11 protein-coding genes and 1 pseudogene are annotated in these 14,732 nt (G+C 43.4%); 8 read left to right on the top strand and 4 right to left on the bottom strand.

Annotated elements, in window-relative coordinates:
• Window positions 1–642: 642 nt before the first annotated feature.
• The 5 genes from JMX63_RS05415 to JMX63_RS05435 all read left to right on the top strand — a co-directional run bounded on the left by JMX63_RS05415 (window position 643) and on the right by JMX63_RS05435 (window position 7,240).
• Window positions 643–2,559 carry an AmpG family muropeptide MFS transporter gene (locus tag JMX63_RS05415; protein ID WP_201571437.1) on the top strand — a complete coding sequence of 639 codons (1,917 nt, stop codon included), beginning with the start codon at window positions 643–645 and terminating at the stop codon, window positions 2,557–2,559.
• 50 nt (window positions 2,560–2,609) lie between these two features.
• Window positions 2,610–3,482 (top strand): peptide chain release factor N(5)-glutamine methyltransferase, encoded by an 873-nt coding sequence (prmC, locus tag JMX63_RS05420; RefSeq protein WP_201571438.1) that lies wholly within the window; start codon window positions 2,610–2,612, stop codon window positions 3,480–3,482.
• A gap of 47 nt (window positions 3,483–3,529) precedes the next feature.
• Complete coding sequence (locus tag JMX63_RS05425) at window positions 3,530–4,333, top strand: HesA/MoeB/ThiF family protein (protein ID WP_406947827.1); 804 nt, start codon at window positions 3,530–3,532, stop codon at window positions 4,331–4,333.
• Window positions 4,334–4,503: 170 nt separating this feature from the next.
• Window positions 4,504–5,847: an ABC1 kinase family protein gene (locus JMX63_RS05430; protein WP_201571447.1), complete on the top strand. Its 1,344-nt coding sequence runs from the start codon at window positions 4,504–4,506 to the stop codon at window positions 5,845–5,847.
• A 127-nt stretch (window positions 5,848–5,974) separates the two neighbouring features.
• Window positions 5,975–7,240 carry a YbfB/YjiJ family MFS transporter gene (locus tag JMX63_RS05435; RefSeq protein WP_201571449.1) on the top strand — a complete coding sequence of 422 codons (1,266 nt, stop codon included), beginning with the start codon at window positions 5,975–5,977 and terminating at the stop codon, window positions 7,238–7,240.
• On the opposite strand, the gene JMX63_RS05440 is transcribed toward JMX63_RS05435, so the two are convergent.
• A complete protein-coding gene (locus JMX63_RS05440) occupies window positions 7,237–7,725 on the bottom strand; it encodes an Lrp/AsnC family transcriptional regulator (protein WP_201571451.1) in 489 nt (162 codons plus the stop codon). The genes JMX63_RS05435 and JMX63_RS05440 overlap by 4 nt on opposite strands.
• A gap of 221 nt (window positions 7,726–7,946) precedes the next feature.
• Between JMX63_RS05440 and leuA the strand changes: the two genes are divergently transcribed.
• Together leuA and JMX63_RS05450 are read left to right on the top strand one after the other, a co-directional pair.
• Complete coding sequence (gene leuA / locus JMX63_RS05445; protein WP_160021915.1) at window positions 7,947–9,731, top strand: 2-isopropylmalate synthase; 1,785 nt, start codon at window positions 7,947–7,949, stop codon at window positions 9,729–9,731.
• A gap of 217 nt (window positions 9,732–9,948) precedes the next feature.
• Window positions 9,949–10,584 carry a hypothetical protein gene (locus JMX63_RS05450; protein WP_201571455.1) on the top strand — a complete coding sequence of 212 codons (636 nt, stop codon included), beginning with the start codon at window positions 9,949–9,951 and terminating at the stop codon, window positions 10,582–10,584.
• Window positions 10,585–10,713: 129 nt separating this feature from the next.
• On the opposite strand, the gene accC is transcribed toward JMX63_RS05450, so the two are convergent.
• The 3 genes from accC to JMX63_RS05465 form a co-directional block, all read right to left on the bottom strand.
• Entirely contained in the window at window positions 10,714–12,075 is a 1,362-nt protein-coding gene (gene accC / locus JMX63_RS05455; RefSeq protein ID WP_201571460.1) for an acetyl-CoA carboxylase biotin carboxylase subunit, read from the bottom strand.
• A 125-nt stretch (window positions 12,076–12,200) separates the two neighbouring features.
• A complete protein-coding gene (accB, locus tag JMX63_RS05460) occupies window positions 12,201–12,623 on the bottom strand; it encodes an acetyl-CoA carboxylase biotin carboxyl carrier protein (RefSeq protein ID WP_101204416.1) in 423 nt (140 codons plus the stop codon).
• A gap of 240 nt (window positions 12,624–12,863) precedes the next feature.
• Window positions 12,864–14,231, bottom strand: coding sequence for an MATE family efflux transporter (locus JMX63_RS05465; RefSeq protein ID WP_201571461.1), 1,368 nt, complete (start codon window positions 14,229–14,231; stop codon window positions 12,864–12,866).
• Window positions 14,232–14,661: 430 nt separating this feature from the next.
• Here JMX63_RS05465 and JMX63_RS14715 point away from each other — a divergent pair.
• Window positions 14,662–14,732, top strand: a pseudogene (locus JMX63_RS14715) (transposase); the annotation flags it as partial.

Raw genomic sequence — 14,732 nt, forward strand, 5'->3', positions numbered from 1 at the left:
GGGGCAGTGTTTTTGTCAGTGGTGTTATTGGTTGAGTCGGACATGGTATAACTCCTAGGCTATGATAATAGAAAAGAACAAACCGTGAATCTCGGTAGTCGTTGTTTATGTACAAAGCATAACTAAGCTGAGTAGATTTATAAAACTAATATATAAGAATTATAAGTTTTAAATTACCAATCATAAAAGACTTGATGTTTTGTTTATCTCAATCATTATTAACGCCCGCGCTTATTATCGCCAATTAAGAATAAACCAATAGAGTACACCCAACTAATGAAGCCTGCGTCAGTTTTACTACTACCTTTATATTACCTATAAATAATGTCATTGTCAGACATCTTTCAAAACAGAAATTAGCAATAAAAAAGAGAGCTAAGATAACCTTGGTAAAACACTGCGGTTTTTTGCGTTACGATTAAGAAATATAAGCGATTGTACATGGCTTGCAATCGCTAAGTTAATGCAAAAACATCTAGTCAAGATAAAGGTTCTCAAGTACCATAACTGGATTTTGTTGTAATGATAATATTGGTGCAACGTAGAGCAATTTTTATCGATCCTTTTGTCGATAACTGATTTTAAAGATTGATAAAAATTGTGCGCGGTTGTGTTCTTTGTCTGAATTGTTGGTGAGTTATTATGTCTGCTGTCAAATCTGTACCGCCCAATCAACCAATTGCCAAAAAGTCATGGGGCGAGGCTACAAAAGCTTATCTCGATCCTCGTGTCATTATTATGCTGTTTTTGGGGTTCTCAGCGGGTATACCCATTCTGCTGATTTTCTCAAGTCTGTCGCTATGGCTGAGAGAAGCAGGCATTGATCGTAGTGTCGTCACTATGTTCAGCTGGGCAGCACTGGGGTATTCGTTCAAGTTTATTTGGGCGCCATTGATTGATGCGCTCCCTGTACCGTTTTTGACCAAGTGGCTAGGGCGTCGTCGTAGTTGGATGGTGGTATCACAGCTGCTTATCGTGCTGGCAATCTTTTTGATGGCAAGGGTAAATCCTGTTAGCGAAGATGTCTTGGTTTATATGGCAGGCGCGGCCGTGCTGCTTGGGTTCTCTTCTGCGACACAAGATATCGTGATTGATGCGTACCGTATTGAGCTTGCACCGCCATCTATGCAGTCTATTCTGTCCTCTATCTATGTGTCAGGCTACCGTATCGGTATGATTGTCGCAGGGGCAGGCGCGTTATATTTGGCTGATTATTTCGGCTCAAATGAGACATTTTATAGTTATGAAGCGTGGCGCAACACCTATTACATCATGGCAGGGGTTATGACGTTAGGGGTATTAACGACATTTGCCAGTTATGAGCCAACCGCTGAGACCCTGCAAAGTAAAAAGCAGAAGGGTAACTTAAAAGTATTCCTGATTTATTCAGCGTTACTACTTATCCCAGGTCTGCTGTTTGGTGTTATTTACCTAATTAATATTTTGATCAATACAGTATTTGATAGCACAGTGGCCTTGATACCACTAATGGTAATGCCAGCGATTAAGTTTTACTTTTTAGCATTGGTCGCGTGCGCGCCATTGTTATTACTGTACTTTATTATTAATCAACCAAAAATCATTAACAAAGCCCCGTTGGTCGCTGAAACTCGTGAAGACTACGTCAGACTGGTAGCGTTGTTTGTATTTTCAGTGATTGCCTTTATCACTGCTTATATATTGATGGGGCAAGTCCTGCCAGAGTTCGAAGGCGCGTTTTCTAGTTTCTTTGTAGAAACCTTGCACTTATTAGTAAGCCTAGGCGCGGCGATGGCAGCAGGTTATGCACTGGTACAAGTAGGACTGGTGAAAAAAGAAGTGGCCATGGCAACATGGATCGAGCCTGTTTTAGATTTTTTCCGACGTTATGGCAAAAAAGCCCTGCTACTCTTAGCCTTGATTGGTCTATACCGTATCTCAGATATCGTCGCAGGCGTGATCTCCAACGTCTTTTATCAAGATATGGGCTTTAGCAAAACAGATATCGCCAATGCCGTAAAACTGGTCGGTGTGATTATGGCAATTGCAGGTGGCTTCTTGGGTGGTATTTTGGCTCAGCGTTTCCGTATTATGCATGCCATGATGATTGGTGCGATTTTAGCGTGTGCGACCAACCTGTTGTTTGTGGTATTGACATACAACCCAGGTAGCCTGCCGATCATGTATATGGCAGTGATATTTGATAACTTGGCTGCGGGCCTTGCGAGCGCTGTATTTATCGCTTTCTTATCAGCACTAACCTCGATTCGCTTTACCGCGGTACAGTATGCGATTTTTTCCTCATTGATGACCCTGATACCAAAAGTGATGGGTGGTTATTCTGGTGCTATCGTCGATAATATGGGTTACCCGTTTTTCTTTATCTTTACCTTTGCCATTGGTATTCCAATTCTGGCACTGATCTACTTTGTCGATAGACATATTGTCATTGGTGACAACGATGATATTTATGGCGATGACAATAATGATGGCAGCGGTGGTAACGGGGTAGGTGACAAGCTAAGTAAAACCAATCCTAACCTGACCGATACCAAAGAGCCACCACGCGCATCAGAGTAGGCTAAACAGTATTTTACCTTTATTCATTCACTGTTATTTAAGAGCTATCTATGACCATATCGACCATTCGTCAAATCAAGCAGCAGATTCAACAACTGACGAATGGTGAGTCAAATAATCGGCTACCGTCGTTTTGGCTAACGGATTGGTTGTTGTATGTCATTGATAAGCCTGCGATAGCGTTGATGACGGATGAAGATTATCAGCTCACTGATAGTGAGGTCGCACGGTTCAATGACGGCGTGGTAAAAATGCAGCAAGGCATACCGCTTGCGTACCTAACCGGACAGCAGGAGTTTTGGTCGCTTAGCTTTAAGGTAAACGAGCATACTTTGATTCCTAGGCCTGATACCGAAGTACTGGTCGAGCAGGTATTGAACTGGATAAACGCTCAGCCAGCGCAACTTAGTAATAAACGATTACTAGACTTGGGGACAGGGTCAGGTTGTATCGCTATCAGTCTTGCCCATGAATTAAAACACGCTAATTTGCAAGTCGTGGCAGTCGATTTATCGTCAGAGGCGCTCAAAGTTGCTCAGCACAATGCCGTGAGCAATAATGTTGCCAATGTCGAATTTTTCCAAAGCAGTTGGTATCAAGCGCTACCTACTAATGATGAGCCGCAGTTTGATATCATCGTCTCCAACCCTCCTTATATTGACGAGACAGACGAGCATTTGGCAGGTCTAACAGCTGAACCGATTAGTGCGCTCAGTGCATCCAATCAGGGTTTGGCTGATATCGAGCATATCGTCCAGCAAGCAACGACATATCTCTGTACAGGTGGGTTATTAGCTATTGAACATGGATATGATCAAGGTGATGCTGTTCGCAAGTTGTTTTTGGATAGTGGTTTTGAATCAGTACATACCGTAAAAGACTACGGTGATAATGATCGCGTTACGCTAGGGCAAGTCCAGTAGATAGTTTTTTGGTAGTAGATTTCTTTGATTATAGGTTGTAGATGAATATGGTAGAAGAGATGGTACAGCTATCGGATGACGAGCTGCTGCGTTATGCTCGGCAAGTATTATTAGACGGTTGGGATATGGACGCTCAGCTGCGATTAAAGACAGCACGTGTGGTCATAATAGGGGCAGGCGGCCTTGGTTGTCCTGCGTCTGAGACATTGGTGCGTGCTGGGGTGGGTTATGTCCATCTGATTGATGATGACGAGATTGAGGCGAGCAACTTACAACGCCAGACGCTATTTTTACCGGACGATATTGGTAGACCCAAAGCACTGACCGCAGCGCATATGTTAGCGCGTATCAATCCTTTGATAAAAGCTCGCGGAACAGTGGCACGATTAGACGAATACAACGCTTATGAATTGCTCGATATGGCAGCAGGCAAGCCGGACTTACTCTTAGACTGTACGGATAATTTTGCCACGCGCGACATCATCAATCGTATTAGTGTACGCTACCAGATCCCTCTATTGTCTGCGTCGGCAATTGCGATGCAAGGACAGCTAGCACTGTTCGAACCTCAGCTCGATACTGGTTGCTATCATTGCGTGTTCGGCTCCGTAGTGCTCGACGAAGCCGCTGACGAACGTACGTGTGCCAATTCAGGAGTGCTGGCCAGTACCACTGCGGTTATGGGTAACCTACAAGCCAATGCCACATTACAATATTTAGGATTAACCAAAAATCCACTGACAAACAAGCTGCTCATATGGGATGGTAGTCAGATGCAGCAGCGGCTGATGGGCTATCGAAAAGACTCACAGTGTCCTGTCTGTAGCAGTCCTATAGTCAGCTCTCTATAAATTGGATACGGTGTTAAGCTTGCTTAGTCTACGAGTTGTAGTACTTTCACTTGCCTTCCTTGTATCCAAATTATATCGAACCGACTATAACTGAATAATCTGATTTTAACGCACTTTTATATTGTATTGCCTATCTTCAAACCTCCTTCTTATTACCATAGTTGTTTTTTATGAAAATTCATCGTCCGCATTTATTAAAGCATACTTTTAATGTCGTTAATCGTGTTCGCCAAACAGCGAGCGTGGCAGGTCTGTCTGCGCTAAGAGTGGCAAAAGGTGAAAAACCTGACGCTATGCTACTCAAAGAAACCTTTGAGCAGTTAGGTACGACTTATATCAAAATCGGTCAGTTTATCGCCAGTACACCGTCGCTGTTTCCACGTGATTATGTCAAGGCTTTCCAGAGCTGTTTGGATCAAACCACGCCATTGTCTTATGCTTATATCGAGCAAGTTCTGACAGAGGAGCTGGCGATTGATGGTATGACGCTCGCTGATAAGTTTGCGCATATTGACTCAGAGCCACTAGCATCCGCCTCTATCGCTCAAGTGCATGCAGCACGATTGCACAATGGTGATGAAGTGGTGCTAAAGGTACAAAAACCTGGCGTCGAAACCATCATGCAGACCGACTTGGGTGTATTGCATGGCGTAACTAAGCTACTTGAAATATTGATGCCATCGATGAAATTTGCGAGTATTGCACCGATTATTGATGAGATTCGCCTGCGTATGCTTGCCGAGACTGACTTTATCGCCGAAGCACAGAATATTCGCGATTTTCAGCAGTTTTTAGCGGTATCAGGTAATACTCGTGTCGTTGCACCAACTGTCTATGAAAAGCTGACTACCAAGCGTGTACTAACGATGAGCCGTCTATATGGCGTCTCTATGGTCGATGAGTCACTCATGCGTCAATACTGTGTAGATCCTGCCCAAGTTATGGCAGATACTTTGAACACATGGTTTGCCAGTCTTATGCTGTGCAATAGTTTCCATGCTGATCTGCATGCGGGCAATTTGATGCTATTGACCGATGGCCGTATTGGATTTTTGGATTTTGGTATCGTCGGTAAGCTCAAAGCTGAGAGCTGGCGTGCATGTATGGGCATGATGCAAGCCATGCAAGATAGTGACTACCAAGCCATGGCGCACCATATGATTGATATGGAAATGACGCATGGTGGCAATAAAGTCGATGTGACTGCACTTGGGAATGACTTACAGCGTATGATGATAACCATCATGGCAGAAGATAAAACCTTTACCAGCGGTGTACCGTTTAATAGTAAAGAACAAGCTGATGAGCTCAATAAAATGATGCTTGAGATTGTCGAAGTTGGCAAACGTCATGGCATCCATTTCCCACGAGACTTTGCTCTATTGACCAAACAGATGTTGTATTTTGATCGGTTTATGCGTACGCTAGCTCCAGATATGGATATGTTTAGCGATCAGCGGGTACAAATGCTAGGGCAAGATACGGTAGAGACGCCAACGTTAGACGTATCATAGTTTTCTCGGATACTTTATGCTTGCCTACTATATTTAATAACTTCTCTATTTCTGTGTTTATTTATTACTGCTTTTGACTGTCTAACACAAAGGATTGTGTGCTAATTGCCGCAAAAATGGCTCTGTCATGATGACTGCTTTTAAAAGCCGTATGGTCCCGACGATTACCAACGAAACTGCCATTGCCTGTATCGGTATGTACTGCATGGCAGTCGTTATGGGTTATGGACGCTTTCTGTTTACTGCCACCTTACCGGATATTATGGTGCAATTGTCGCTATCAACGACCATTGCAGGCTGGCTGGCATCAATCAATTATATCGGCTACTTTATCGGTGCACTTATCGCCATGTTTGTGCCTCAGCGCTCGACATGGCAGGCGATGACGCTGTGGGCGATTATCAGTGTTGTCACCACGATGCTACTTGTCATACCAAATATGTCGCTCATGCTATGGTATATCATCCGCTTAATCGCAGGCATTGCAAGTGGCGTGGCGATGATTCTAAGCTCATCGTTTGTCATTCAAACCCTTAGCCCTGAGCGCCGTTCTGTATTATCAGCAGTTCATTATGCAGGTATTGGCGTTGGCATTAGCGCTTCTGCCATCGTGACGTGGTGGCTATTGAAGTTAGACTATCACTTCGATGTAATTTGGCTAGTCGCAGGTGTCACCAGTTTGCCGCTTGTATGGCTACTGTATGCGATAAAGCCAAGACAAGTACGGGCTGTTGATTCACAGCAGATTGATGCCAAGCAACACGTGTCAGTGCACCAGACCTATGTAAACTTTAAACGCTCCTTATACGAAGCAATTTCTGGACACCATAAAGCGCTTACTTTACTTTTTGTCAGCTACGTACTGGCAGGGTTTGGTTATATCAGCTCAGCAACTTTTTTACCCGTTATGGCAGCACAACGTCTAACAACACAGACGTATGCTGGACTCATGATTTGGTTGGTCGTTGGTATTTTTGCGATGTTGTCAAACCCCCTATGGGGCGCGCTTGCCAAACGTATCGGTGAGATAAAAACCTTAATGGGGCTGACGGTATTGCAAGCATTTGGGATGTGCTTGCCGATATGGTTTGATGGTGCATTTGGATTATATGGCAATGCTGCGATTTTGGGATTGACCTTCGTCGGTATGGTATCGATGACACTGACACTGTTTAAAAACATCAATCCTGCCTATTCTAATTTACTGATTGCTTTGGCAACGTTGGCTTATGCATTGGGGCAGTTTTTGGGACCTTTGGTGACAGTGGCACTGGCAGGGAGAGATGGCAATTTCAATGCAGGGTTGCTTGTCGCTGCTATCGGATTAATGATCGGATTTGTACTATTGGTATGGTTTCGTCGACAGTCGCCAAAGACAGCTAAGCTCGTCTAAACCACGCTACGGCTAAATACTTCTCGTAATTCAAAACTGGTATGAACTTGGGCCACGCCTTCGATACGATTGAGGCGATGCAATAAAAACTCTTCGTAATGTGTCATATCACGTACCCTGACCTTAATCAGATAGTCTTCCGTGCGTCCTGTGACAATACTACAGCTAATGACTTCCTCAAAGCTCTGAACTTTGCGTTCAAACTGCTCAAAACGTTCTGCTGTATGTTGATCCATACTAATAGCGATAAACACGGCTAGCGGATAGCCAAGTTTTTGCGCATCGGTTTTGGTATGGTAGCCAGTGATAATGTTCGCATCTTCTAAGCGCTTGATACGACGTGCGCAAGGGGTAGCAGACAGGTTGACGCGCTCAGCGAGTTCAGTAATGCTCATACGCGCCTGTGTTTGCAATAAGCGTAGCAACTGTCTATCTATCTCGTCTATATCTGCAGTTCCTGTACTATCAATATGATTGTCTGGCATTTCTCAAGCCTTAATAGTGAATTTATTCGATTATAATGTCTAAATTGTGTTTTTCCACTAAAACAACAGAAAATAAAGTAAAAGAAAGCAGGTTTCTCTCTGTGAAACTTTGATATTATTATGGTATGAACACTAGTTATCTCGTATGATAAATACTGATCTAATCAACAGCTAATCGCCTAGCTAAATATATAAATAACCATATCATCTAAGGATTGATTATGTCTGACCAAGCCACGCACACCGCAGCCACAGGGACTGCAAAGATCACACCAAAAAGTGCCGCTTTTGACTTCCGTAAATACCGTCCATTTGCATTTGCGCCATCGCTGCCAGATCGTACTTGGCCAAGCAAAACAATTGAGAAGTCACCGATATGGGCAAGTGTGGATCTGCGTGATGGTAACCAAGCACTGATTGATCCGATGACCATTGAACAAAAAATGCGCTTCTTTAAGACTTTAGTAGATGTGGGTTTTAAAGAGATTGAGATTGGTTTTCCGTCAGCGGCGCAGGTAGAGTTTGACTTTGCGCGTAAGCTTATCGAAGAAAACCACGTACCTGAAGATGTGACGTTACAAGTATTGGTACAAGCGCGCGAGCATTTGATTGCCCGTACTTTTGAATCATTAAAAGGTGCGAAACGTGCGGTTGTCCATGTCTATAACTCAACCAGCCGTGTACAACGTGAAAAAGTCTATGGCAAAGATAAAGCTGAAATCAAAGAGATTGCTATTGCAGGTGCTAAGCTATTGCAAGAATATGCAGCAAAGTACCCTGAGACAGATTGGGTATTTCAGTACTCGCCAGAGAGCTTTAGCCAGACAGAGACTGAATATGCTGTAGAGGTTTGCGATGCAGTGTGTGACGTGTGGCAACCACAGCAGGGTCAGGAAGTTATTTTTAACTTACCAGCGACTGTTGAGGCCTCTATGCCTAATGTCTTTGCTGATCAAGTAGAGTACTTCTGCCGCAATCTGGCCCAGCGCGAGCATGTGATTGTGAGCTTGCATACTCATAATGACCGTGGCTGTGCGGTAGCTGCCGCCGAATTGGGCGTGCTTGCGGGCGCGGATCGTATCGAAGGCACATTGCTTGGTAACGGTGAGCGTACAGGTAACATGGATATCATGGTCATGGCCATGAACTTGTTTAGCCAAGGTATCGATCCTGAGCTTGATTTTAGCAACATGAGTGAAATCGTACAGGTGGTGAGCGAATGCAATAATTTACCATTGCACCCTCGTCATCCTTATGTAGGCGAGTTGGTCTTCACGGCATTTAGTGGCTCACATCAAGATGCTATCAAAAAATCTCTCGACTACAATGAAAGTAATCAGAGCGAAACAGACAATGTCTGGGACGTGGCTTATCTACCCATTGATCCTGCGCATATTGGGCGTAGCTATCAAGATGTGGTACGTATCAATAGCCAGTCGGGTAAAGGTGGCGTCGCATATATCTTGCAGCGTAACTATGGTTTCAACTTACCACGTTGGATGCAGATCGACTTTAGCCGTGTGGTACAAAAGCAAGCTGAAGCGGCGGCACGCGAGCTGCAGAATGATGAAATCTTGCAGACCTTTGAAGATACTTATTTGCAGCAAGGTAAGTTTGAACTACTAGACTATAGCGTCAACAATAAAGGCGGCGCGGTTTACTTTAGTGGTCAAGTACAGATGAATAGCGATACCATTGATATTGATGGCACGGGTAACGGCCCATTATCATCGTTTATTGACGGACTTGCGCAGCATACTGGCAAATCACTACATATTATTAACTATGCAGAGCATGCGATTAACCCGCATCATAACAGTGGTAATGGTATCGATGATGATACCAATAGTGATAACAAAACTAATGCCAACGCTGCTGCTTATATTCAGTTAAATGTCGATGGCGAGGTATATTCAGGTATCGGTACTTGTAGCAGTACGGTATCAGCCATGCTAAAAGGGGCATTATCGGCTTTTGCTCAAGCGCTAAACACAGAAGCTGCTTAATATTAAGTAGTCATTAATATCACGCAGAATTCTGTATGCTAATAACGCCATCGCTCCTTGTTTCTAGCAAGTAAAGCGATGGCGTTATTTTTTGCTATAAATACCTATGAAATTCCGACTACAGGTTTATGAGCAATAGCATAATGTTACTTGTGTTTTTGGTGTCTAAGACTTACGCTAATGTATATATTAAAATATTATAAATAAAAGGTTAATTATGGAACCTATTTCATTTGCTTCATTCACGCTAGCATCTATTTTGGCTTCGTTGCCTGCGAATGGTGAGGCTATTACCAAGCCGTCCATCACCACTCATATTAGTCCAGCCATCGCTGGACAGTGGGAAATAGACTTGGACAGCAGCGCTCATTCTACTCACGCCATGATGACCAAGGAAGCGGAAGCTAACCAGTCAGTATCAAATAGTGTGCAACAAGCAAGCAGAGTAGAGCCTAAGGTAATGACGGGCATGGACGGTGGCGTACTGACTCAAAGTGAAGATCGGGTTCTAAACATCAAACCAACTACTAGTAAGAACTTACTTGCGTCAGTTGGTAAGTCTAACCAGTGCCGTGAGCTATATAACTTTAGTGCGGATAATGAGATGTGGTCTGTCAGTGGCAAAGAGTGGACATACGGCCGATATCTGGTTACCCATCGTGAAGAAGGGCTGCCAGTTATTGCGATCAAGACTGTTTATGATAATAATGAAGTAGACTGCTCAGGCAATCAGATCGACCAGACTGATGAAGCGTTAATTGCATTTATTAATCATGATGGTAATCAGATGCAATGGTGTGCTGACCCTGATGGTAACGAGTGCTTTATGAACTTCAATAGAGTGTTACCGTAATCAGATATGCTCTTTGTACTTTACGTATAATTGATAGCTTATTGATGACATAAAAAAACCGCTATATTGATAGCGGTTTTTTTATGTGCTGTTTTAATTAAACTTAGCGAACTCTATAAGTATTTTAGCCTACAAGTCTTTTTTAGCTTTATTCGCAGTCAGCAGCTCTCTTTCGAGATAATGAATGTTTTGCGCTTCACGAGTGAAGTTATCATCCGCCAAAATTACATCACGATGCAAAGGTATGTTGGTTTTGATACCTTCGATAATCAGCTCATCAAGAGCATGTACTGTCTTAGCAATAGCTTGCTGACGAGTTTGACCGTGACATATAAGCTTACCAATCAATGAATCGTAATAGGTCGGTATCTCATAGCCAGGGTATAGATGAGAGTCAAAACGGATACCAGAACCACTTGGCGTGAACAATTGACTGATAGTACCTGGGCAAGGTACGAAAGTCGCTGCATCTTCGGCATTGATACGACATTCGATCGCATGACCCTGAATCTCAATCTCACTCTGACGATAAGACAGGCCGTAACCGGCAGCAATTTTGAGCTGTTCGACAACAACATCAATACCAGTAATCATCTCAGTCACTGGATGCTCAACCTGTACACGAGTGTTCATTTCAATAAAGAAAAATTCGTTATTTTCAAACAAGAACTCAAATGTGCCGGCACCGCGATACTTAACAAGCTCACACGCTTTTACGCAAGCTTTTAAGATTGGCTCACGTACATCATCTGGGATGTCTGGGGCAGGTGCTTCTTCTAGGACTTTTTGATGGCGACGCTGTAATGAGCAATCACGATCATATAGATGGATAGCATTACCATTACCATCACCTAGCACCTGTACTTCTACGTGGCGCGGGTTTTGTAGATAGCGCTCCATATAGACAGTGTCATCACCGAACCATAGCTCAGCTTCTTGTTTGGCGGCTTGTACCTGACCAATTAGTTCGTCAAAGCGTTCAACCACACGCATACCGCGTCCACCGCCGCCAGAGGCCGCTTTAATCAATAGTGGAAAGCCGATATTGCGTGCTTGCTCTTCAGCATTATGCAGGGTCACAGCGCCAACTGAACCAGGTACAGTTGGTACGCCAGCTTTTTTCATGGCGTTAATGGCAGAAACTTTGTTGCCCATGAGGCGAATATGATCAGCATTAGGACCAACGAAGGTCAATCCTGCTTCTTCTACTTGTTCAGCAAATTCAGCATTCTCAGACAAAAAGCCATAACCAGGATGGATAGCATCTGCACCAGTGATTTCAGCAGCGGTTAAGATGGTATTGATATCAAGGTAGCTTTGGTTAGCATTAGGCTTGCCAATACAAATTGCCTCATCAACAAAGCGCAAGTGCATCAAGTTGGCATCAGCAGTAGAGTAGACACCTACCGTTTCGATACCTAGCGCTTTACAGGCGCGGACGATGCGCAGGGCAATTTCACCTCTGTTGGCAATGAGCAATTTTTTTATCATGGGTTCATCCTTGTCGAAGCGTCAGTCATTGACTGAGTTTCGATACATAGCATCATGTTATTTAGCATTGACGCGGTATATATACCAAAAGTCAGCCATAATGAAATAAAGTATGGCAAATATCGTTACGCTTTATAGCGTATGACAGGTTGACCGAACTGTACGACTTCAGAGTTATCTACCAAGATTTCGTCAACAATACCACTTTGAGTCGCTTCAAGCGGGTTCATGATTTTCATGGCTTCGATAATACCTAAAGTATCACCTGCCTGAACCTTTTGACCGACTTTCACAAATGGTGGGTCATTAGGGCTTGGTGCTGAATAGAAAACACCAACCATTGGTGAAGACTCAACGCTACCCGCTTTTTCTGCAGGTTTGCCTTCAACAGCGGCAGCAGGAGCAGCGCTCGCAGCCATCATAGTTGGCGCAGGCGCGTCATAGTGACGAGTTAAGCTAATATGCTCGTCGTCAGAACTGATTTCTAAATTAACCAGTTCACTTTCTTCCATAAGGGCGATGAGGGTGCGTATTTTTTCAATATCCATAGTTTTTATCTGGCCTTGTACTAAATTCGAGAAATAGTGTAACTAAATATTGTCTAATTAATTGCTAATGATACCTAGATTCAGGGCAATGAGCAATCAATGTACAGTTGTTAACTGAGAATTTTTACATATTTTGACGTAAGCCATCTTTTTAGTAAGAAAATATCTACGATTTTTCATAGTCTGTATGATCAAATAACGCTAACAATGATTATAAAATGCAATCCATAAGCAATTGGCTCAACCCCATAGTATAGTTAAGCGTTTTTGCTGATAGCGTAGACGCAAAGTAAGTAAAATAGATGATAAGAACAAACCTGTAATCAACGCCATCCAAAATCCTTGCGCACCAACGTCAGTGAAACGTACTAGATAAACGCCAAGTGGTAGGGCAACTAACCAATAGCAGAAGAGCGTTACCCACATCGGTATAGTGGTATCTTGCATGCCGCGCAATATACCAGCAACGTTAACCTGCCAGCCATCAAATAATTGATAGGCAAGTGCAAAGATAAGCAAATGCATAGACTGGGCTCTAACTTCTGGGTTATCCGTGAATGCTGCTGCCAGTTCTGGTCTGAATAGCCATATCCCAAGCATACAAGTCAAAGCGATCAATACGGTCCATACCAGTCCAGTAGCTTGCACTTGGCGCAGTGCTAATAGGTTTTTTTGGCCAAATCGATTGGAGACCATGATAGTGAGCGCCATGGCGACAGATATCGGTATCATAAATAGCTGTGAGGTCACTGACAGTGCCACTTGATGCGATGCTGTTGCTAGCTCACCCAAGGGACTGATAACGAGTGCGCCTAAGCTAAATAAACTGGCTTCAAAGAAAATAGAGATGCCAATAGGAATACCAAGTTTTAACAGCTTTTTAATCTGCGTACGATTAGGGCTAGAGAAGCCATAAAAAAATCGCGTGCTCACAAATTCGCGACGTTTTGTGAAGCTAGTATAGGCCGCAAGCAATAGGACATTTATCCATAACACCAATGCTGTCGCCACCCCGCAGCCTGCACCACCCATTTCTGGCATGCCAAATAACCCATGAATAAAAATATAGTTCAAGGGAATATCTGCGAGTAGGCCAATGATACTAATGACAGTCACAGGCTCAGGACGACCCAATGCCTCACAATAACTGCGTAGAACAGCATATACAGCGAGCGCTGGGAAACCAAATGAGACACCATGTAAATACTGTGTCGCTATCGGCTGAATGTTTTCTGGGACACCCATAATGCCAAGAACATTGGGAGCCAAATTAACAATGATAAAACCGATAATGCCAATGACACTGGCGGTCCATAGAGACTGCTGCGTGATATGTGGTACTTGTCCGTGCTGATCTTGACCAATCGCTTCACCAATTAGAGGCGTGGTTGCGATAAGCACACCTGTGGCCAATAAAAACAGCGGTAGCCAAATACCAGATCCAACGGCTACCGCAGCCAAATCGAGCGCCGAAACTTGACCTGCCATGATGGCATCGACCACGCCAAGTGCGGCTTGGCAAAACTGAGTGATTAAGATAGGGAGGGCAAGTACGCCTAAACGTAAGCTATAGCTTTTAAAATCTTTGAAAGACAATGGAAAAACCATGGTAAGCAACTTTTTATTCTTTGCGGTAATTGTTATTAAGGTAGTTGTTATTAATAAACAAACACTGCTATCAATCGACTAAGATTGACGCAGCAAGGAGAGTGTAGTGCCGACGATAATACTCCGATAAATAATATGAGCAAGCTTATAATGTTGCATAAGTAGATAGGCAGAGTATGAAAATAAAAGTAAAGACACTAAAATAAAAATAACCCGTCGATCCAAGTAGTGGATTGACAGGTCATATACATAGTAAGATGGTAAAGAAGCCACACTATGATGTCAACGCTTTAGCACCGCTATGTAAGTATTAATCTTAGGTTTTTTGTACTCTATTTCATAGCCAATAGCCAATAGCCAATAGCTCAGAGATGGAGAGTTTCCCAAACTTTGTGTAACTGCTTATAATCCACTAACAGGAGAATAAGCAATGACTAACCAATCTGACATCAAGAAACTGGCTGAGCAAATGGCCAGCAGCATGAAAAGCTTCGATGACAT

The organism is Psychrobacter nivimaris, from assembly GCF_904846365.1.
In the GTDB taxonomy this organism is placed as follows: domain Bacteria; phylum Pseudomonadota; class Gammaproteobacteria; order Pseudomonadales; family Moraxellaceae; genus Psychrobacter; species Psychrobacter nivimaris_B.